This is a genomic window from Enterobacter sp. Lyrl_3 (assembly GCF_051948675.1).
GTDB classification, from domain to species: Bacteria; Pseudomonadota; Gammaproteobacteria; order Enterobacterales; family Enterobacteriaceae; genus Enterobacter; species Enterobacter cloacae.
Genome location: NZ_JAYJLI010000029.1, coordinates 1 through 19,377, shown reverse-complemented (window position 1 = coordinate 19,377; position 19,377 = coordinate 1). Strand labels below are relative to the sequence as shown.

The 19,377-nt window shown below is 56.8% G+C and carries 19 protein-coding genes and 1 tRNA gene; 8 read left to right on the top strand and 12 right to left on the bottom strand.

Annotated features, from left to right (window positions below; genetic code table 11):
• Nucleotides 1-73: 73 nt before the first annotated feature.
• From VF709_RS23920 to trmB, 3 genes are read right to left on the bottom strand one after another with little or no spacing between them, the layout of a single operon-like run.
• Nucleotides 74-790 carry a DUF2884 domain-containing protein gene (locus VF709_RS23920; protein WP_023621456.1) on the bottom strand — a complete coding sequence of 239 codons (717 nt, stop codon included), beginning with the start codon at nt 788-790 and terminating at the stop codon, nt 74-76.
• Nucleotides 791-846: 56 nt separating this feature from the next.
• Complete coding sequence (locus VF709_RS23915; RefSeq protein ID WP_038420557.1) at nt 847-1,173, bottom strand: YggL family protein; 327 nt, start codon at nt 1,171-1,173, stop codon at nt 847-849.
• Nucleotides 1,173-1,892 (bottom strand): tRNA (guanosine(46)-N7)-methyltransferase TrmB, encoded by a 720-nt coding sequence (gene trmB / locus VF709_RS23910; RefSeq protein ID WP_038420558.1) that lies wholly within the window; start codon nt 1,890-1,892, stop codon nt 1,173-1,175. The genes VF709_RS23915 and trmB overlap by 1 nt, the downstream gene beginning before the upstream one ends.
• A 144-nt stretch (nt 1,893-2,036) precedes the next feature.
• Between trmB and mutY the strand changes: the two genes are divergently transcribed.
• The 4 genes from mutY (at nt 2,037) to VF709_RS23890 (ending at nt 6,051) form a co-directional block, all read left to right on the top strand.
• Entirely contained in the window at nt 2,037-3,089 is a 1,053-nt protein-coding gene (gene mutY / locus VF709_RS23905) for an A/G-specific adenine glycosylase (protein WP_172645253.1), read from the top strand.
• Nucleotides 3,090-3,114: 25 nt separating this feature from the next.
• On the top strand, nt 3,115-3,387 hold the full coding sequence (locus VF709_RS23900; RefSeq protein ID WP_013098674.1) for an oxidative damage protection protein: 273 nt from the start codon (nt 3,115-3,117) through the stop codon (nt 3,385-3,387).
• A 56-nt stretch (nt 3,388-3,443) separates the two neighbouring features.
• Nucleotides 3,444-4,520, top strand: coding sequence for a membrane-bound lytic murein transglycosylase MltC (mltC, locus tag VF709_RS23895; RefSeq protein ID WP_013098675.1), 1,077 nt, complete (start codon nt 3,444-3,446; stop codon nt 4,518-4,520).
• A gap of 274 nt (nt 4,521-4,794) precedes the next feature.
• Complete coding sequence (locus VF709_RS23890) at nt 4,795-6,051, top strand: nucleoside permease (protein WP_013098677.1); 1,257 nt, start codon at nt 4,795-4,797, stop codon at nt 6,049-6,051.
• A 33-nt stretch (nt 6,052-6,084) separates the two neighbouring features.
• Here VF709_RS23890 and citG read toward each other — a convergent pair whose 3' ends face one another.
• Genes citG through VF709_RS23850 form a run of 8 tightly spaced genes read right to left on the bottom strand, consistent with a single transcriptional unit; the run spans nt 6,085 to nt 13,393 of the window.
• A complete protein-coding gene (gene citG, locus VF709_RS23885) occupies nt 6,085-6,888 on the bottom strand; it encodes a triphosphoribosyl-dephospho-CoA synthase CitG (RefSeq protein ID WP_149896627.1) in 804 nt (267 codons plus the stop codon).
• Complete coding sequence (citX, locus tag VF709_RS23880; RefSeq protein ID WP_013098679.1) at nt 6,866-7,405, bottom strand: citrate lyase holo-[acyl-carrier protein] synthase; 540 nt, start codon at nt 7,403-7,405, stop codon at nt 6,866-6,868. The genes citG and citX overlap by 23 nt, the downstream gene beginning before the upstream one ends.
• Before the next feature lie 2 nt (nt 7,406-7,407).
• Nucleotides 7,408-8,925, bottom strand: coding sequence for a citrate lyase subunit alpha (citF, locus tag VF709_RS23875; RefSeq protein ID WP_029882972.1), 1,518 nt, complete (start codon nt 8,923-8,925; stop codon nt 7,408-7,410).
• 10 nt (nt 8,926-8,935) lie between these two features.
• A complete protein-coding gene (gene citE, locus VF709_RS23870) occupies nt 8,936-9,811 on the bottom strand; it encodes a citrate (pro-3S)-lyase subunit beta (protein ID WP_013098681.1) in 876 nt (291 codons plus the stop codon).
• Complete coding sequence (gene citD, locus VF709_RS23865) at nt 9,808-10,101, bottom strand: citrate lyase acyl carrier protein (protein WP_013098682.1); 294 nt, start codon at nt 10,099-10,101, stop codon at nt 9,808-9,810. The genes citE and citD overlap by 4 nt, the downstream gene beginning before the upstream one ends.
• Before the next feature lie 16 nt (nt 10,102-10,117).
• Nucleotides 10,118-11,140, bottom strand: a complete 1,023-nt coding sequence (gene citC / locus VF709_RS23860) for a [citrate (pro-3S)-lyase] ligase (RefSeq protein ID WP_149896628.1) — start codon at nt 11,138-11,140, stop codon at nt 10,118-10,120.
• 10 nt (nt 11,141-11,150) lie between these two features.
• Nucleotides 11,151-12,014: a fumarylacetoacetate hydrolase family protein gene (locus VF709_RS23855; protein WP_023621451.1), complete on the bottom strand. Its 864-nt coding sequence runs from the start codon at nt 12,012-12,014 to the stop codon at nt 11,151-11,153.
• 17 nt (nt 12,015-12,031) lie between these two features.
• On the bottom strand, nt 12,032-13,393 hold the full coding sequence (locus VF709_RS23850; protein WP_013098685.1) for a 2-hydroxycarboxylate transporter family protein: 1,362 nt from the start codon (nt 13,391-13,393) through the stop codon (nt 12,032-12,034).
• A 344-nt stretch (nt 13,394-13,737) separates the two neighbouring features.
• Between VF709_RS23850 and VF709_RS23845 the strand changes: the two genes are divergently transcribed.
• Nucleotides 13,738-15,375 carry an ATP-binding protein gene (locus tag VF709_RS23845; protein WP_038420564.1) on the top strand — a complete coding sequence of 546 codons (1,638 nt, stop codon included), beginning with the start codon at nt 13,738-13,740 and terminating at the stop codon, nt 15,373-15,375.
• A complete protein-coding gene (locus tag VF709_RS23840) occupies nt 15,365-16,057 on the top strand; it encodes a response regulator (RefSeq protein WP_013098687.1) in 693 nt (230 codons plus the stop codon). The genes VF709_RS23845 and VF709_RS23840 overlap by 11 nt, the downstream gene beginning before the upstream one ends.
• Before the next feature lie 98 nt (nt 16,058-16,155).
• Here VF709_RS23840 and VF709_RS23835 read toward each other — a convergent pair whose 3' ends face one another.
• On the bottom strand, nt 16,156-18,291 hold the full coding sequence (locus VF709_RS23835; protein ID WP_023621449.1) for an ornithine decarboxylase: 2,136 nt from the start codon (nt 18,289-18,291) through the stop codon (nt 16,156-16,158).
• A gap of 182 nt (nt 18,292-18,473) precedes the next feature.
• On the opposite strand from VF709_RS23835, the gene VF709_RS23830 reads away from it, so the two are divergent.
• Both VF709_RS23830 and VF709_RS23825 read left to right on the top strand, forming a co-directional pair.
• On the top strand, nt 18,474-19,187 hold the full coding sequence (locus tag VF709_RS23830; RefSeq protein WP_038420566.1) for a DUF554 domain-containing protein: 714 nt from the start codon (nt 18,474-18,476) through the stop codon (nt 19,185-19,187).
• Nucleotides 19,188-19,282: 95 nt separating this feature from the next.
• Nucleotides 19,283-19,358: transfer RNA gene (locus VF709_RS23825), tRNA-Phe, on the top strand.
• Nucleotides 19,359-19,377 lie beyond the last annotated feature (19 nt).

Below are 19,377 nucleotides of genomic sequence, written 5' to 3'. Positions count from 1 at the left end.
ACAGGGAGAGGGAACGATTACACCCTCTCCCATGGGGAGAGGGCTGGGGTGAGGGGCCCTGCGCGCAGAGGGGCTACTTCAACGTCCCCACCAGCGCCTTCCTGCTATCTTCCAGCGACACCACGCGTTTACACACGTCTTTACCGAACTGCTGGAAATCGGCTTCCTGATTCTTCCACTCGTTCTGAATCGAGGTCTGCAGACCGCCCAGGCTACCCAGCACGCCCTGCAGCGGGTTACCGCCGCCTTTCAGTACCGCTTTGGCGCCCATCTCGTTAATGCTGTCCTGCAGGATGCCGCCCATGGCCTGATTCACCAGCTGCTGGCCGTCAGCACGCACCTGATCAATCGCTTTGTAGTGGAACGTCAGGCCGTCGGTACGATGCTCGATAATTCGGTTCATCTGCTCTTTCAGCTGTTTGTCGAGCTTCGTCAGGCGGGTGCGCATGTTGCTGCTCTCACCCACCTCTTTGGTAATGATCTTATCCAGCGCAACGCGGCCTTTTTCAACGCGGGTCAGGGCACCTTCGTCAATCCACGGCAGCGCAGTACGCAAATCGGCCTGGTAGTCTCTGGCCTGCTCACGCTGCGCGGCGGTCAGGTTGTACTGTTTGCCATTGAACGTGACATCACCCTGCGGCGTGATGACCAGATTGCCGTTCTCACCTTTAACCTGAACGGTTTGCGGACTTAACACCACGTCATCACGCGGGGTGACGCTACATTTATACTCCGCATGGGCGGTGAATCCGGTTGCCATTAAGACAACAGCCAGCAACGTTTTGCGCATCTTTAACACTCCCTCAGACAAAATGGGCCAGCTAATGCTGGCCCCTGACTTCTTTATTAGTCCCACCAAACGTCGAAAAGTTCGCTGACGCGGACATCTTCCAGTTTGTGGTCTTCAAGCCATTTACGTACCAGCGCCTGATGTTCTTCGGTGCATTTACCCACTTCCTGGGTGCAGATAAGACCTTCCCAAGCCAGATAGCCGCTACCGTCGAAGGCCAGCTTGTTTGGCTCGATCACCTCGTTGATGAACGCATCAACGTCCTGATCGATCTGCTCAACGCCGGTGCCTTCCGGGAAACGCCAGGCAACGGAGAAGCCCACTTCCTGGAATTCTTCGATGTGCATCTTTTTACGCAGACGACGGCTACGATTCTTTGCCATTATTTCACCCTCTCGAACATTAAGTCCCATACGCCGTGACCAAGACGATGGCCACGCTGTTCAAATTTCGTTACCGGACGCGATTCCGGACGCGGTACATAGTCGTTGCTCTTTGACTGGTTTTTATACCCGTCCAGAGACGACATCACTTCCAGCATATGTTCCGCATACGGTTCCCAGTCGGTCGCCATATGGAAGACACCGCCCAGTTTCAGCTTACTTTTTACCAGCTCAGCAAACGGCGCCTGAACGATACGGCGCTTATTATGACGTGCTTTGTGCCACGGGTCAGGGAAAAAGAGCTGAACCATGTTCAAAGAATTGTCAGGAATCATTTTGTGCAGCACTTCTACCGCGTCGTGACACATCACGCGCAGGTTCTCGACCCCCTCTTCGTGGGCGGTGGCCAGACACGCGCCAACGCCTGGAGAATGCACTTCTATGCCGAGGAAGTTCTGCTCCGGGCGGGCTTTCGCCATGGTCACCAGCGAGGTGCCCATACCAAAGCCGATCTCCAGGGTCACTGGCGCATCGCGACCAAACAGGTCGGCAAAGTCGAGCGGCTGCTCGCTGAACTCAACGCCCATCACCGGCCAGTAGTTGTCCAGCGCGTGTTGCTGCCCTTTTGTCAGGCGACCCTGACGGCGGACAAAGCTGCGAATACGGCGCAGCGGGCGACCGTTTTCATCAAATTCCGGTGAAATGACGTCGTTTTTCATAAAAGAGTTGTCTGCTTGTGAGAATGTTCGGGAAACGGGCATTATCCAAAGTTAAGGCTTCTATGCAAGCATGGGAAAGATCCGGTTTACAGCAGATTGACGCTGTGCTGCAATCGGCGTCCCTGATTATACGAATCGATGACCATGCAAGCCTCTCAATTTTCAGCCCAGGTGCTGGACTGGTACGACAAATACGGGCGTAAAACCCTGCCCTGGCAAATTGAAAAAACGCCTTACAAAGTATGGCTCTCCGAAGTGATGTTGCAACAAACGCAGGTTGCCACGGTGATCCCTTACTTTGCGCGTTTTATGGCGCGCTTTCCCACGGTAACCGATCTGGCCAACGCGCCGTTAGATGAGGTGCTGCACCTGTGGACAGGGCTTGGCTATTACGCCCGCGCGCGCAATCTGCACAAAGCCGCACAGCAGGTCGCGACGCGCCACCACGGTAAATTCCCGGAAACCTTCGACGAGGTGGCGGATTTACCCGGTGTCGGACGATCCACCGCGGGTGCCATCCTCTCACTGTCCCTCGGCAAACATTTCCCGATCCTTGACGGTAACGTGAAGCGCGTGCTGGCACGTTGCTATGCGGTTGACGGCTGGCCGGGGAAAAAAGAGGTCGAAAAGCGGCTGTGGGAGATCAGCGAAGCGGTGACCCCGGCAAAGGGCGTGGAGCGGTTTAACCAGGCGATGATGGATCTCGGTGCGATGGTCTGCACCCGCTCGAAACCAAAATGCGAGCTCTGCCCGCTCAATAACCTGTGCGTGGCGTACGCAAACCATTCATGGGCGCAGTATCCCGGTAAAAAGCCGAAGCAGACGCTGCCGGAGCGCACCGGTTACATGCTGTTGATGCAGCACGGGGACGAGGTCTTTCTGGCGCAGCGCCCGCCGAGCGGCCTCTGGGGTGGTCTATACTGCTTCCCACAGTTTGAAGATGAAGCCACGCTGCGGGCCTGGCTTAAACAGCGCGGCATTGCTGCCGATAACCTGACGCAGCAGACCGCGTTTCGCCACACTTTCAGCCATTTCCATCTGGATATTGTGCCGATGTGGCTTCCCGTGTCCTCCTTCGCCTCGTGCATGGATGAAGGCACCGCTCTCTGGTATAACTTAGCGCAACCGCCATCAGTCGGGCTGGCGGCTCCCGTGGAGCGCCTGTTACAACAATTACGTGCCGGTGCAATGGTTTAGCATCGGCTAAAAAAGAGGAATGAGTATGGCCAGAACCATTTTTTGTACTTTCCTGCAGCGCGACGCTGAAGGCCAGGACTTCCAGCTCTATCCGGGCGAACTGGGTAAGCGCATTTATAACGAGATCTCCAAAGAAGCCTGGGGACAGTGGCAGAAAAAACAGACCATGCTGATTAACGAGAAAAAACTCAGCATGATGAACCCGGAACACCGCAAGCTGCTGGAGCAGGAGATGGTGAACTTCCTGTTCGAAGGTAAAGACGTGCACATCGAAGGCTATACGCCGCCGGAAAAATAACAGCGCGCGGGGGAAACCCCGCCGTTCAAGCAAACACAACACGCACTCCCGGAATGATGAAAAAAATTTTAGCGCTAGCCCTTGTTGCGCCGTTGCTTGTCTCGTGTTCATCCAAAAAAGGCGATGAATACAACGAAGCCTGGGTTAAGGACACCAACGGTTTTGATATTTTGATGGGGCAGTTTGCCCACAACATCGAGAACATATGGGGATTTAACGAAGTTCTTATCGCCGGACCTAAGGATTACGTTAAGTACACCGACGCATACCAGACCCGTAGCCACATCAACTTCGATGACGGTACGATCACGGTTGAAACCATCGCGGGAACTGACCCTGCGGCGCATTTACGGCAGGCCATTATCAAAACCCTGCTGATGGGCGACGATCCGGGATCTATCGATCTCTACTCCGACGCTGACGACATTACCATTTCTAAAGAGCCGTTCCTGTACGGTCAGGTCGTGGACCAGACCGGTCAGCCAATCCGCTGGGAAGGCCGCGCCACGAAATTCGCCGACTATCTGCTGCAAACGCGTCTGAAAAGCCGCACCAACGGCCTGAAAGTGATTTATAGCGTCACAATTAACCTGGTGCCGAACCACCTCGACAAGCGTGCGCATAAGTATCTGGGCATGGTGCGTCAGGCGTCACGTAAATATGGCGTGGATGAGTCGCTGATCCTGGCGATCATGCAGACCGAATCGTCCTTTAACCCGTACGCCGTGAGCCGTTCCGACGCGCTGGGGCTGATGCAGGTTGTCCAGCACAGCGCCGGTAAAGACGTGTTCCGCGCACAGGGGAAATCCGGCACGCCGAGCCGTAGCTATCTGTTTGACCCGCAAAGCAACATTGATACCGGCACGGCCTATCTGGCGATGCTGAATAATGTCTATCTGGGCGGGATTGATAACCCAACCTCACGTCGTTATGCGGTCATTACCGCGTACAACGGCGGTGCAGGCAGCGTGCTGCGTGTCTTCTCGAATGACAAAGTGCAGGCCGCAAATATCATCAACAGCATGGCGCCGGGGGATGTCTACGCCACCCTCACCACCCGCCACCCGTCTGCGGAATCCCGTCGTTATCTGTATAAGGTGAATACGGCGCAGAAGAACTATCGTCGCCGATAATCAACACACCTTCTCCTGCAAGGAGAAGGTGTTCTGCTTCCCCTCTCCCTGTGGGAGAGGGCCAGGGTGAGGGCATCAGGCCGCACCTACCCCATCTCACCACCCATACGAAAATGTTATTTGCATCACAATCCAAACTGCAAATTAATGTGGATTGCATTTTTTTGCGGGAGGTAACAAAACATATCGTTGCCAACTGATAGAATTGCATCAAATAACAACCCTGAATGTTCCTATAACAACATATCTCCCGCTCACTTGTGAGGAAAGTAACATGAACCTTAAGCTGCAGCTTAAAATATTGTCGTTTCTGCAGTTCTGCCTGTGGGGTAGCTGGCTGACTACACTCGGCTCCTATATGTTTGTGACGCTCAAGTTCGATGGTGCGTCAATCGGTGCCGTCTACAGCTCGCTGGGTATCGCGGCGGTCTTTATGCCAACGCTGCTGGGGATCGTGGCGGATAAATGGTTGAGTGCGAAATGGCTATACATGCTTTGCCACCTGGTGGGCGCGGGCACGCTGTTTATGGCAGCCCAGGTCACCACGCCGGGGGCGATGTTTATGGTGATCCTGCTTAACTCGCTGGCCTACATGCCAACGCTTGGGCTGATCAACACCATCTCCTACTACCGCCTGAAATCCGCCGATATGGATATCGTGACCGACTTCCCACCTATCCGTATCTGGGGCACCATCGGTTTTATTATGGCAATGTGGGGCGTGAGCTTCGCGGGCTTTGAACTGAGCCATATGCAGCTCTACATCGGTGCGGCGCTCTCCGTGGTGCTGGCACTGTTTACCCTGACGCTGCCGCATATTCCGGTATCTAACCAGCAGAAAAACCAGAGCTGGAGCACCATGCTCGGCCTGGACGCTTTCGCGCTGTTTAAAAACAAACGCATGGCGATCTTCTTTATCTTCTCCATGCTGCTGGGCGCGGAACTGCAAATCACCAACATGTTCGGCAATACCTTCCTGCACAGCTTCGATAATAACCCGCTGTTCTCAGGCAGCTTTATCGTTGAACATGCCTCGGTAATGATGTCCATCTCGCAGATCTCTGAGACGCTGTTCATCCTGACCATCCCGTTCTTCCTGAGCCGCTACGGCATCAAGAACGTCATGCTGATCAGTATTGCCGCGTGGATGTTGCGCTTCGGTCTGTTCGCCTACGGTGATCCAAGCCCGTTCGGCACCGTGCTGCTGGTTCTGTCGATGATTGTTTACGGCTGCGCCTTCGACTTCTTCAACATCTCCGGTTCGGTGTTTGTGGAAAAAGAGGTTAAACCTGAAATCCGCGCCAGCGCACAGGGTATGTTCCTGATGATGACCAACGGCTTCGGCTGTATCCTGGGCGGTGTGGTGAGCGGTAAAGTGGTTGAGATGTATACCACCAACGGCATTACCGACTGGCAGCCAGTGTGGCTTATCTTCGCCGCATACTCGCTGGTGCTGTTCTTCGCGTTTATCGTGCTGTTCCAGTATAAGCATGTACGCGAACCGCACGGCGCACAGCCAGTCGCGCATTGATTATTGTGCCGGGTAGGCGAAGCCGCCACCCGGCTATTTTATTGCAGCAAGCACCCACCCCACCGACAGCAAATCCGCGCTGCCGCCCGGGCTCAGGTTGCGTTCAATTAATGCGTTATCCATTCTACGCAACGCTTCACCATCCCAGCCGTCAGCCAGCAGTTCCCGCGCATAGTCCTGAACGTAGCCCAGCCCCTCAATGCCGCCGCGCGACACCAGATTGCTGTCCTGATTGATTGCCATCAGGCGTAACAGCAGGCCGTGAAGTGAATGTCCGTTCCACTGCGCCAGCGCTTTACGCACCGTCGCAAAACCACTCTCCGCCTCGCCGCGCGCGCCGGTTAAGCCGTACTGCCGGAACTGCCGCTCCCCCGCCGTCGCCTGCCCGCTGCGTTCGGCCAGCTCTCGCGAAACCAGCCCGTGGCAGATGTTACTCACCTCACAACAGAGGCTTTCCGCGGAGATATTTTTCACACGCCCGGCGGCGAAGCAGAGTAAACCAAGGGCAAAAATGCCCCCTTTGTGCGTGTTCACCCCGTTCGTTGCGGCATACATCGCCTGCTCACAGGCCATCCCCATCGGGCGGAGGATCCGTAACTGTTCGCCTGCGGGTTTATCGGCATGCGTGTTACCTAGCTCAGCAAAGCGCGAAAACCACGGCGTAATCGCCATAATGCTGCGGACAAACAGCGCGTGATCCATATCGCGATGGGAGCCGTTATTGAGCCTGTCCACCAGCCCCGGTTTCGGTGTCAGCGCCAGCTCCTGCCACAGCGCCTCTGCGGCAAGCGCGGGGACGTTAAGCGGGCGCGGTTTAGTCGCGAGCAAACCAGTCATCGATCATCTTCTCCACGCGCGCCACCACCTGCTCCACAGGATGTTTGCGCGAACGGGAACAGGCGTGGGCCGGTTCATCACAAATCAGGCAGCGTCTGAGATGGGAGCCCAGCGACTGACGTCCAACGTGGCCGTTTTCAGGGCAAATCACATCCAGATCCCACAGCCTGCCAAGCGGGTGCGTCTGCTCCAGCTCCGCACAGTGGGCTTTGATTTCTGCCGCGGGATGGGCCACGCACCACAGCGCTTCGGGCCCGGTCGGGAGCCACAGCACCTGGCGGTCCAGCACCTGCCAGCGGTTTTCCCACAGCAGCTGGTCGCACATTTGTAACGCCACGCCCATGGTGTTGCGATAGCGCAGGCTGTCTTTGATCTCCCCGGGTGTTACCAGCGTGAGGGAGATCACCGGTTGTTGATAGTGCGTAAGCCAGTCAGCCTGACGGGCTGCGCGGCGCTCTTTCGCCGCAAGCAGCGCGTCCAGGCTGACACCCGCCCGCACGGGTGTCGCAATGGTCATATTCACTCCTTTACCTGTCGAACGGTGTCGATCACGCTGCCGTCGCGGTAGCGGATCACCCCGACAATTTTGTCGGTGAACTCAATTGGTTTCGGTACGCCTGTCAGCGAAATCGCCCGCTCATAGAGGGCGTTGATATCCACAACCTTCAGCCCTGCTTCCATGAGGCGTTCGCGGATCTCCGGGCGCGCCGGGTTGACCGCAATGCCGTGATCGGTGACCAGCACGTCGATGCTTTCGCCCGGCGTGAGGCGTGTGGTAACGCGCTTCACCACCGTCGGAATGCGGCTACGCAGCAGCGGCGCAACGACGATGGTCAGGTTCGCCGCGGCGGCCACGTCGCAGTGCCCGCCGGACGCGCCGCGCATCACGCCATCGGAGCCGGTAATGACGTTAACGTTGAAATCGACGTCAATCTCCAGCGCGCTGAGGATCACTACGTCCAGCTGGTCGCAGCTTGCCGCCTTACTGCCGGGGTTGGCGTAGACGTTAGTGGAGATCTCCACGTGGTTCGGGTTGCGCGCCAGCGAGGCCGCCGCCTGGCCGTCGAAGCACTGGGTATCGAGCAGCTTTTCAATCAGCCCCTTCTCGTGCAGATCCACCAGGCTGCCGGTGATGCCACCCAGCGCAAAGCGTGCCTTCACGCCGCTGCGCTCCATCTTCTCTTCCATAAAGCGGGTGCAGGCGGTGGCCGCCGCGCCGGAGCCGGTCTGCATCGAGAAGCCCGGTTTAAAATAGCCGGAGTGCTCAATCACATCCGCCGCGTAGCGGGCAATCATCAGCTCGCGCGGGTTACTGGTGACGCGCGCCGCGCCGACGCTGATTTTCGCCGGATCGCCCACGCTCTCCACCTGCACGATGTAATCCACCTGATCCTGCACCAGGCTGGCGGGCATATTGGGGAACGGCACCAGCGCTTCCGTCAGCAGCACCACCTTGCGGGCAAAATGGGCGTCCACCATCGCGTAGCCCAGCGAGCCGCAGCATGATTTCCCGTGCGTGCCGTTGGCGTTACCAAACTCATCACTGCACGGCACGCCAAGAAACGCCACGTCAATGTTCAGCTCACCGTCCTGCAGCAGCTTTACGCGCCCGCCGTGAGAGTGAATTTGTACCGGCTCGTCCATCAGCCCGTGGGAGATGGCATCCGCCAGCTTGCCACGCATGCCGGAGGTGTAGATCCGGGCGATCACCCCGCTTGCAATATGCTCGATCAGCGCGTCGTTACAGGTCATCAGCGAGCTGGAGGCGAGGGTCAGGTTTTTGAAGCCCATCCGCGCCAGCAGCGCCACGACGGTGTTGATCACCCGGTCGCCTTCACGAAACGCGTGGTGGAAGGAGATGGTCATTCCGTCCTTCAGGCCGCTACGCCTCACCGCCTCTTCAATGGAGGCGCAGAGTTTGCGGCTGTGTTTCGCGTCGCTGTCCGCCAGCCACGGCGTGGCGCTGTGGGCGGTATCAAACGGTTTTAACTCCCGCAGATGGGGAAAATTCACATGGAGAAGTTCTGTCTGGTTCATTGTGTCATCCTTACCGACGCACGCCGGAAGCCGCCGCGCGTTCGAGCACCACCTGCGCGTGGTTAATAATCGGTGCATCCACCATCTTGCCGTTGAGCGACACCACGCCAAGGCCGTTACGTTCGCCCTCTTCTGCCGCTTCAATCACCCGCAGGGCGTGATCCACCTCTTCCTGGGTTGGCGCATAGGCGTTATGCAGCAGGTCTATCTGGCGCGGGTTGATCAGCGATTTGCCGTTAAAGCCCATCTTGCGGATAAGATCGACCTCGCGCAGGAATCCGGCCTCATCGTTAACGTCTGACCACACCACGTCGAAGGCGTCGATGCCTGCCGCGCGGGCGGCGTGCAGCACGGCGCAGCGGGCGTAGAACAGCTCGGTGCCGTCGCCGCGCTCGGTCTGCATGTCCATCACGTAGTCAAAAGCCGCCAGCGCAATGCCGATCAGGCGCGGCGAGCTACGGGCAATCGCCACGGCGTTGATAACGCCAATGGCCGATTCAATCGCCGCCATAACGCGGGTGGAACCAACCTCGCGCCCGCACTCCTGCTCGATACGCTCAAGGTGACCTTCCAGCTCGTAGATGTCGTCCGGGGTGTCGGTTTTCGGCAGGCGGATCACGTCCACGCCGGCGCGCACGGCGGCTTCCAGATCCAGCAAGCCAAACGGCGTGCTCAGCGGGTTTATGCGCACCACGGTTTCGATGTCCTGATACATCGGGTGCTGCAGGGCGTGGAACACCAGCATTCGCGCGGTGTCTTTCTCGCGCAGAGCAACGGCATCTTCAAGGTCAAACATGATGGAGTCTGGACGGTAGATAAACGCGGTTGAAAGCATGGCGGCGTTGGCGCCCGGCAGGAACAACATACTGCGGCGGAGTTTGCTCATTTCAGCGCCCCCCAGTTAATGGCCTGTTCATCGGCAGCACGCAGAAGCGCGCTTTGCAGGCGGGCGCGGATCACACAGTCCAGCGCCCCTTTGTCTTCAATAATGATAAGTCCCTGGTGCACGTTCATGGCGCGCAATGTCTCGTTGACCACCTGGCGAATTTGCTCGCCAAACTGCTTAATCACTTCACTGTGGATGACTATCTCCAGCTCGCCGTGAGCGGGAGCAATTTTCACCATCAGGTCGCTGGACTCCTGCGTTCCGGCCAGCGCCTCCCTTACAATTTTCATGATAAATTCCTGGTAGTTAAGCGACTTCGGCACTCGCACGGTAGTGTGTTTCGAGGTGCGCGAAGGTGGAGTCCGGGACAATCTCCCGGATCCGGGAAAACTGCTGAGTCTTGAGCAAGCGGCGCACTTCGGACGCTGAAATGGCATTGCCGGTGGCCTTGATGCGCGGCATTTCCACCACCTCAATCTGCGGGCTCAGCAAGGCGTGCAGCGTCTGGTTGTACTGACGGGTGATATCGCAAAACGGCTCGGAGCCGATAAAACGATGGGTAATGTCCAGCGCCGGTGCGATAAAGTCGCGGAAGATCAGCACGTCGATTTCGCTCCACGCCTGCTGCACTTTGCCGGTCTCTTTCAAAAAGTAGGCCGGGAAGGTGGCGCGGGAGATGATGTACTGCGAGCCTTCATGCACAGTCACATTTGGCAGATGCGCGACGCCCGCACGCACCATTCCGAGGCGCGCGCTGAACGGAAAGAACGAGGCATCTTCACGCACCACAAACAGGTGCAGGGCGTCACACTGCATCGCCGCCTGCTCCACCAGATGACGGTGGCCGAGGGTGAACGGGTTGGCGTTCATCACTATCGCGCCAGTCTTCTCCCCGCCCTTGCGCATCCTGCCCAGGGAACGGCAGTAACGCTCGATCCCCTGCGGAGTGTTCTCCATCAGCACGGCGTTGTTGCCGCTCTGGGCAATCGGCCAGAAGCCGCTACGCGCAAAGCGCTCCTTATTGCACGGTCGCGTGCAGAGGAAGAGGTGAAAATGACCGCGCTCCAGCGCCGCATTCTGCACCTCCGCCAGCAGGCGCGCGCTGAGGTTCTCGCCGCGAAGCTGCTCGTTCACGGCCACACACTTGATGACGTTGGCGGCAAGACCGGCGCAACCCACCAGCTGCGCGCCGGACCAGGCTTCGACAAACAGCGTGATGTCGTTGTCCAGGCCAAGGCCACTGTCCGCCAGCAGGTAACGGATCTGGCTTAAGCGTTCCGGGTGTTTCGCCACCAGCGTGTGGCGAAAATCGATGGGTTGACTGTTCATGCCGCCTTTCTCAGTGTGCCGCCGCAAGCCCGGTGGCTGGCGCTTCCACAATCACGTTGCTCAGATGACCGATATGCTCGATCTCCACTTCAATGCGATCCCCCTCTTTCATAAACAGCGGCGGATTACGCTTTTTACCCACCCCGCCCGGGGAGCCGGTGATGATCACATCGCCCGGACTTAAGCGGGTAAAGGTGCTGATGTACTCGATCAGCTCCGCAACCTTGTGGATCATGCTGCTGGTGTTATCTTCCTGCACCATGCGGCCGTTCAGCCAGGTGCGGATCGCCAGCCTGTGCGGGTCCGGGATCTCATCGGCCGTTGCCATCCACGGGCCAAACGCGCCGGTCTGACGCCAGTTCTTACCGGCAGTAAACCAGGTGTGCTGCCAGTCGCGGGCGGAGCCGTCCATGTAGCAGCTGTAGCCCGCCACGTGGCGCAGCGCCTCGTCACGGCTGATGTTTTCCCCGCCCTTGCCGATGATCACCGCCAGCTCGCCTTCGTAGTCGAATTCGCTGGAGTGACGCGGCTTCAGCACCGGCTCGTTGTGGCCGGTCTGCGAATCCGGGAAGCGCACGAACAGCGTCGGTGCCGGGTTGTGCTGGTCAAACTCCTTGCGCTTGTCGGCGTAGTTCATGCCCACGCAGAGGATTTTTTCCGGCTGCTCAATCACCGGTAAGAAGGTGATGGCGCTCATCGGCACGTCCACGGCATCGTTCAGGTAACGGGTGGCCTGCGCCAGCCCGTTGCCCTGCAGCAGCGCTTTGAGGTCGCTGTAGCGGTCGCCGAGACGGCGACCTAAATCAATCACACCTTCGGCCTGGACGATGCCGTAGCTGCGTTTTCCCTGGTATAAAAAGCTTGCGAGTTTCATTGTTCTTTCCTGAAAACTTAAACGAGGAAGTTGCCCAGAATCAGCAGTGAGATAGAGACGTTAATCGCGCCGCCGATACGGGTAGCAATCTGGGCGAAGGGCATCAGGCTCATACGGTTGCCTGCGGTCAGGATCGCCACGTCACCGGTACCGCCCTGGCCACTCTGGCAGCAGGAGACGATGGCGACATCAATCGGGTGCATACCAATCTTTTTGCCGACGAAGAAGCCGGTCGCCACCAGTGAAGAGACGGTACTGATAATCACCAGCAGGTTAGTCAGCGTGAAGGCCGCGACCAGTTCATGCCATGGGGTGATCGCCACACCGACCGCGAAGAGGATGGGATAGGTCACCGAGGTCTGGAAGAATTTGTACACCACCTGAGAGCCTTCCAGCAGACGCGGAGAGGCACCGTTGCAGAGCTTCACCAGCACCGCCATAAACAGCATGCCAACCGGCGCAGGCAGACCAATCAGCTTGTGGCCGAGCATGCCCAGCATGTAGAGCAGCACCGCCAGCAACGCACCGGAGGCGATGGTGGTGACGTCCGCTTTGCCAGAGAACGCCGGTTGAGAAACGGTGGCATCGGCATTCGCGCGGTTCGGCATCAGCTGACCTTCACCGGTCAGGTGTGGATAACGCTTGCCCAGCTGGTTCAGACAGCCGGAGATGATGATAGCGGTCAGCCCGCCGAGCATGACCATCGGCAGCACGCGACCGAGCGCCACGCCCTGATCCATGTGCAGCAGGGTGGCGTAGCCGATGGAGAGCGGGATAGCCCCTTCGCCCACGCCGCCTGCCATAATCGGCAGAATGATAAAGAAGAAGATCTGGAACGGCTCAAGACCCAGCGCCAGACCCACGCCCATCCCCACCAGCATGCCGACGATCTCGCCGCACAGCATCGGGAAGAAGATGCGCAGGAAGCCCTGAATCAGCACGGTGCGGTTCATGCTCATGATGCTGCCGACAATAATGCAGCAGATGTAGAGATAAAGAATGTTGGTGGATTTATAGAACTTAGTGGTGGATTCCACTACCACATCCGGCAAAAGGCCGTAATAGACCAGCGCGGAGGGGATAAAGGTGGCGCAAATCGCCGCCGCGCCGAGCTTGCCGACAATCGGCAGGCGTTTGCCGAACTCACCGCAGGCAAAACCGAAGAACGCCAGCGTCGCCACCATCACCACGATATCGCTTGGCAGTTTTCCGCCCAGACAATCAATGGCAATCAGCGCGCCCGCCAGGACAAACAGCGGCAGAGGAATAATCCCGATTTTCCAGGTATCCATAATATGCCACCAGCGCTCTTTGAGCGATGGCCGCTGAATATCAATCGGGTCGTGGGTAACAGAGAAAGAATCGTCAGTTGTGCTCATAATAAGCCCCTTAGTTATTTTGTGCGTTCAGCTTAGAGTCACAAAGGCTTACTTTATGTGAGGAATGGCATATTAAAAGCGAAGTTTTAATGGCGACTATGGTTTTAATGGTTTCTTTTATTTAATGTGATTTGCCCCTTATTTATTGCCGTGGTTTTTATGGTTTCTTTTCTAAATCGAACAAACAAATAACATTTACACGGTGGTGTTTAAGGGAAAACCCTTTCAGATAATTCTTTTGCAGGCCTTGCTGTGCAAGGGATCACAAGTTTTCGGCAAAGCGGGTATCCACGCGAAAAAAGATGATATATTGACAAACTTCGTTGATACCACGCGTGATTGTTATGAAAGTATCGTTTCAGATTAAGCTGTTTGTTTCGCTGGTTGTCTTTTTCTCAGTGCTTTTTGCTTTGCTGGGCGGATATTATTATGTCGACGTTAGCCGACAGCTTTATCAGGAAATGAGCGCACGCGCAAAAATACAGGCGGAAGAGATCGCCCTTATTCCGTCATTACGAAAAGAGGTCGAACAAAAAGATATCAACGCCATTCACGATTTTATGCAGAAAATAGCCACCCACAGTGATGCCAGTTTTATTGTGATTGGCGATAACAAAGGGCTGCATCTGTTTCATTCCGTTTTTGCGGACAGAGTGGGCCATACGCTGGTCGGCGGAGACAACGAAGAGGTGCTGCGCGGTAAAAGCACCACCACTATCCGCAAGGGAGGATTAGGCATTTCGCTGCGCAGCAAAGCGCCCATTTTTAACGATGCCGGTCAGGTAGTGGGAATTGTCTCGGTAGGCTATCTCACCAGCTATCTTGAAACCATCACCGTCAGTAAAGTGGTTAACATCCTGATCGCCGCCGTACTGTTACTGCTTGCCCTTTTTATCTTCTCCTGGTTCTTTACCCGCAGTATCAAGAAGCAGATTTTCTCCCTGGAGCCGCGAGAGATTGGTCTGCTGGTGCGCCAGCAGAAGGCGATGATGGAGTCCATTTATGAAGGGGTGATCGCCATAGACGATGAACGGCGAATAGAAGTGATTAACCAGGCGGCACGCAAACTGCTGGGCCTGAGCCAGCCGGCCCGGGAACTGCGCGGGCAGCTGATAAGCGAGGTAATCGATCCTGTTCCGTTCTTCGAAACACAAACGATGCTCGCCAAAGATACCCATGACGAGATTTGCCGCTTTAACGATCTCACGGTGATCGCCAGCCGGGTGCGCATCATGCTTGAGAACTCTCTGCAGGGCTGGGTGATCACCTTCCGCGATCGCAACGAGATCGACTCGCTCAGCGCCCAGCTCAGCCAGGTCAAACGCTATGTTGATAACCTGCGCATTATGCGTCACGAGCAGCTAAACCGGATGACCACCCTCTCCGGCCTGCTGCATATGGGCCGCTACGAGGAGGCGATTGGCTACATTCAGGCGCAGTCGGAACACGCTCAGGAGCTGCTGGACTTTATCTCTTCGCGCTTCAGCTCCCCGACACTGTGCGGCCTGCTGCTGGGGAAAGCCGCGCGGGCGCGGGAGAAAGGCGTCGAGCTGAACTTCGACCCGATCTGTCGTCTGGACAGACCGTTCCTCGCGCTGCCTGAAGAGGCGCTGATTTCTATCATTGGCAACCTGCTGGATAACGCCATTGAAGCGACCCAGCGCTCGCCGCTTCCGCATGCTCCTGTGGAAGTGCTGATAAAACTGAGCGAACAAGAACTCATCATCGAAGTGGCCGATCAGGGCGTGGGCATTAAACCGGAGATCCGTGACAGGATATTTGAGCGCGGCATCACCACCAAAACGCGCGGCGATCACGGCATTGGTTTGTATCTGATCGAAAGCTATGTCACACAGGCTGGCGGTGCAATTGAGGTTGCCGATAACACGCCGCGGGGGGCGATTTTCTCACTGTTTATCCCCGCCACGGGAACCGCCCGGCATCCCGCACAGGAACAGGAAGATACCGATTATGCAACATGAACTTATCGACGTACTGATAGTTGAAGACGAGAACGAACTGGCGCAACTGCACGCAGAGCTGATCGGCAAACATCCGCGTCTTAGACTGGTGGGGATTGCCTCGTCGCTGGCGCAAGCGCAGGTTGAGCTTGAAAGTAAACAGCCGCAGCTGATGTTGCTGGATAACTACCTGCCGGACGGGAAAGGCATCACCCTTATCAGTAACCCGATGCTCGCCCGCGCCAATTGTTCGGTGATTTTCATCACCGCCGCCAGCGATATGGACACCTGCAGCCAGGCCATTCGTAACGGGGCGTTTGATTACATCCTGAAGCCGGTTTCCTGGAAGCGGCTCAGCCAGTCGCTGGAGCGTTTTGTGCAGTTTGCTGAGCAACAGCGGGTCTGGAAGATTGTTGACCAGCAGAACGTCGATTCTTTATACCAGCTACAGGCGAAAAACTACCGCCAGGACAACGGCAGCAAAGGTATTGAGGAAAATACACTGGCGCGGGTGCAGGCGCTGTTTAACGACAAGGCGACGCACTGTTTTACGGTGGATGAGGTGGTGAGTGAAACGGGGCTGAGTAAAACCACCACCCGGCGCTATCTGGAGCACTGCGTGGAGGCAGGTTTTCTGACGGTGGAGATGCTGTACGGCAAGATTGGGCATCCGCGGAGGATGTACAAGCGTAGTGCGGCTTAACACCCCTCACCCCGGCCCTCTCCCCAAAGGGGCGAGGGTGAAAAGACGGCTCCGTGCAATCCCCTCTCCCCTTTGGGGAGAGGGTTAGGGTGAGGGGGCTACTTTAATACATACCCATAAAGCCGCTTAATCCCGTCGGCATCCTTTTCGCTGTAAACGCCCTGCAGCTCCGGCGAGAAGCCCGGCAGCAGGTTAATCCCCTCTTCCAGCGCAAGGAAGTAGCGCTGCACCGCCCCGCCCCAGACTTCTCCCGGCACCACGCACAGTACACCAGGCGGATAGGGCAGCGCGCCTTCAGCAGCAATGCGCCCTTGCGCATCACGGATGCGCACCAGCTCCACGTTCCCGCGAATGTACGCCTGATTGGCATCCTGCGGATTCATCACCACCGCGGGCAGGCTCTCCTTGCGGAACATCGCCTTCTGCAGATCTTTCACATCAAAACTGACGTAGAGATCGTGCATCTCCTGACACAGCTGGCGGAGCGTGTAATCCCGGTAGCGTACCGGGTATTTCTGATAGATGGTCGGCAACACGTCCGCCAGCGGCGTATCATCTTCAATATGCTGTTCAAACTGGCCAAGCATTGCCACCAGCTGCGCCAGCTTCTCGCTGCTTTCGGCAGGCGTCAGCAGGAAGAGGATCGAGTTCAGATCGCACTTCTCCGGCACGATGCCATTTTCCCGCAGATAGTGCGCAAGGATGGTCGCCGGAATACCGAAATCAGTATATTCCCCGGTTTCAGCATCGATGCCCGGCGTGGTCAGCAGTAGCTTGCACGGATCGACAAAGTACTGATCGCGGGCATAGCCCTCAAATCCGTGCCATTTGGCCCCCGGCTCAAAGCTGAAGAAGCGACGTTCGCTGGCGATGGCCTGAGTTGGATGATCCTGCCACGGACGGCCTGCCACCACTGGTGGAATAAACGGTTTGATCATATGGCAATTTGCAATGATCGCCTTACGCGCTTCAATCCCCAGCTCGACGCACTCCGCCCACAGCCTGCGTCCGCTCTCCCCTTCGTGAATTTTTGCGTTCACATCCAGTGCCGCAAACAGGGGATAAAACGGGCTGGTGGAGGCGTGCAGCATAAATGCGTTGTTCAGGCGTTTATGCGGACAGAAACGCGCCTGACCCCGGATGTGGTTATCCTTTTTATGGATCTGCGAGGTTTGCGAGAACCCGGCCTGCTGTTTATGCACCGACTGGGTCACGAAAATGCCCGGATCGTTCTCGTTCAGCTCCAGCAACAGCGGGGAGGTTTCCGCCATCATCGGAATAAATTGCTCGTAGCCCACCCAGGCAGAGTCAAAGAGGATGTAATCGCACAGATGGCCGATCTTGTCGATCACCTGACGGGCGTTGTAGATCGTGCCATCGTAAGTGCCAAGCTGGATCACTGCCAGGCGGAACGGGCGGGTCTCGTCTGCCTTCTCCGGCGCAACGTCGCGGATCAGATTGCGCAGGTACGCGTCGTCAAAGCAGTGTTCGTCAATCCCACCGATAAAGCCAAACGGGTTACGCGCCGCTTCCAGATACACTGGCGTCGCGCCCGCCTGAATCAGGGCCCCGTGATGGTTAGATTTGTGGTTATTGCGATCAAACAGCACCAGATCGCCACGGGTCAGCAGCGCGTTGGTCACCACCTTGTTGGCCGCCGACGTACCGTTCAGCACGAAGTAGGTTTTATCCGCGTTGAACACTTTCGCGGCGAACTTTTGCGCATGCTTGGCGGAACCTTCGTGGATCAGCAGATCGCCGAGCTTCACGTCGGCATTGCACATATCGGCGCGAAAAACGTTCTCACCAAAGAAGTCATAGAACTGTCGTCCCGCCGGGTGTTTTTTGAAAAACGCCCCGTGCTGGTGGCCCGGACAGGCAAAAGTGCTGTTGCCCATTGCAACATACTGGCTCAGGGTGTCGAAAAACGGCGGTAACAGGTTCTCTTCGTAACGGCTGGCGGCAGACTCCAGTTCCAGGAACTCCTGCGCTTTACCCGAGATGACAGCCGTGGCGCCATCGGGCACGTCCGTCGGCTCTTGCGAGAATAAATAGACCGGTAAATGAAAGCCCGTGCGTTTCAGCAACGCAAGAATGCCACTGCGACTCTCCGCGAGCGTAATGACGACTGCCGCCACATCGGTAAAATCAGTGTTATCCAGCGTCACCTTTTCGCGATGCGTGGACACAGTGGAAACCAGCTCACGGCTGACGGCGATTTTCATGGTTTTCATAGGCGCTATATACCCTCACCGAACGGTGAGACAGGGAGGAGAAAATTCGCGCAATAATGTCACCTTTTATTTTGAGGTGCAAGAAGGAATCAGTATGCACTTCACCACCCAAAGCTAAGCGTAAAAAAGCGCTGGCGTGTCATAATCATGCAATACCTATGATTAAGTAACAGGAGTTTTCCGTGGTTATCGGGCCATTTATCAACGCGAGTGCCGTATTGCTGGGCGGCGTACTCGGTGCAGTGTTAAGTCAGCGATTACCGGAGCGTATTCGCGTCTCTATGCCCTCCATTTTTGGCCTGGCCTCCCTCGGGATTGGCATTCTGCTGGTGATCAAATGCGCCAACCTGCCGGTTATGGTGCTGGCCACCCTGCTCGGGGCGCTGATTGGCGAGTTTTGTTATCTGGAAAAGGGGATTAACAACGCGGTCAGCAAAGCGAAAAACCTGATAGCCCGTCCGGGCAAAGCCAAACACGGCACCCATGAGACGTTTATTCAAAACTACGTTGCCATCATTATTCTCTTTTGCGCCAGCGGCACCGGGATTTTCGGTTCGATGCAGGAAGGGATGACCGGTGACCCCAGCATTTTAATCGCGAAGGCGTTTCTCGATTTCTTCACCGCTACTATTTTTGCCACCACGCTCGGTATCGCGGTGGCCGCGATTTGTGTGCCAATGCTGCTGATTCAGCTGGCGCTCGCCACCTGCGCCACCCTGATCCTTCCGCTGACCACGCCCGCGATGATGGCAGATTTTACCGCCGTTGGCGGTCTGCTCCTGCTGGCAACAGGGCTGCGCATCTGCGGGATCAAGATGTTCGCGGTGGTGAATATGCTGCCCGCCCTGCTGCTCGCCATGCCGCTTTCCGCGCTGTGGGCCCACTTTTTCGCTTAAGATTGCGACGAACTGGTGAGAGATTGTGCATCCTGTAACGAAAACAACATTTTTCGTTGACGGCGGAGAGTGAATCGGGTTTAATGCGCCCCGTTGCCCGGATAGCTCAGTCGGTAGAGCAGGGGATTGAAAATCCCCGTGTCCTTGGTTCGATTCCGAGTCCGGGCACCACTTTCACTTCTATGGTTGC

Excerpts from the sequence above, each read along its gene's own strand:
- citF (WP_029882972.1), bottom strand. The coding sequence starts at position 8,925 with ATGAACCAGACAGAACTTCTCCATGTGAATTTTCCCCATCTGCGGGAG.
- VF709_RS23850 (WP_013098685.1), bottom strand. The coding sequence starts at position 13,393 with ATGAGCACAACTGACGATTCTTTCTCTGTTACCCACGACCCGATTGAT.
- VF709_RS23915 (WP_038420557.1), bottom strand. The coding sequence starts at position 1,173 with ATGGCAAAGAATCGTAGCCGTCGTCTGCGTAAAAAGATGCACATCGAA.
- VF709_RS23835 (WP_023621449.1), bottom strand. The coding sequence starts at position 18,291 with ATGAAAACCATGAAAATCGCCGTCAGCCGTGAGCTGGTTTCCACTGTG.
- citG (WP_149896627.1), bottom strand. The coding sequence starts at position 6,888 with ATGACTGGTTTGCTCGCGACTAAACCGCGCCCGCTTAACGTCCCCGCG.
- mltC (WP_013098675.1), top strand. The coding sequence starts at position 3,444 with ATGAAAAAAATTTTAGCGCTAGCCCTTGTTGCGCCGTTGCTTGTCTCG.
- citD (WP_013098682.1), bottom strand. The coding sequence starts at position 10,101 with ATGAAAATTGTAAGGGAGGCGCTGGCCGGAACGCAGGAGTCCAGCGAC.
- VF709_RS23855 (WP_023621451.1), bottom strand. The coding sequence starts at position 12,014 with ATGAAACTCGCAAGCTTTTTATACCAGGGAAAACGCAGCTACGGCATC.
- mutY (WP_172645253.1), top strand. The coding sequence starts at position 2,037 with ATGCAAGCCTCTCAATTTTCAGCCCAGGTGCTGGACTGGTACGACAAA.
- VF709_RS23920 (WP_023621456.1), bottom strand. The coding sequence starts at position 790 with ATGCGCAAAACGTTGCTGGCTGTTGTCTTAATGGCAACCGGATTCACC.
- VF709_RS23845 (WP_038420564.1), top strand. The coding sequence starts at position 13,738 with ATGAAAGTATCGTTTCAGATTAAGCTGTTTGTTTCGCTGGTTGTCTTT.
- citE (WP_013098681.1), bottom strand. The coding sequence starts at position 9,811 with ATGAGCAAACTCCGCCGCAGTATGTTGTTCCTGCCGGGCGCCAACGCC.
- VF709_RS23840 (WP_013098687.1), top strand. The coding sequence starts at position 15,365 with ATGCAACATGAACTTATCGACGTACTGATAGTTGAAGACGAGAACGAA.
- citC (WP_149896628.1), bottom strand. The coding sequence starts at position 11,140 with ATGAACAGTCAACCCATCGATTTTCGCCACACGCTGGTGGCGAAACAC.
- VF709_RS23890 (WP_013098677.1), top strand. The coding sequence starts at position 4,795 with ATGAACCTTAAGCTGCAGCTTAAAATATTGTCGTTTCTGCAGTTCTGC.
- VF709_RS23900 (WP_013098674.1), top strand. The coding sequence starts at position 3,115 with ATGGCCAGAACCATTTTTTGTACTTTCCTGCAGCGCGACGCTGAAGGC.
- citX (WP_013098679.1), bottom strand. The coding sequence starts at position 7,405 with ATGACCATTGCGACACCCGTGCGGGCGGGTGTCAGCCTGGACGCGCTG.
- trmB (WP_038420558.1), bottom strand. The coding sequence starts at position 1,892 with ATGAAAAACGACGTCATTTCACCGGAATTTGATGAAAACGGTCGCCCG.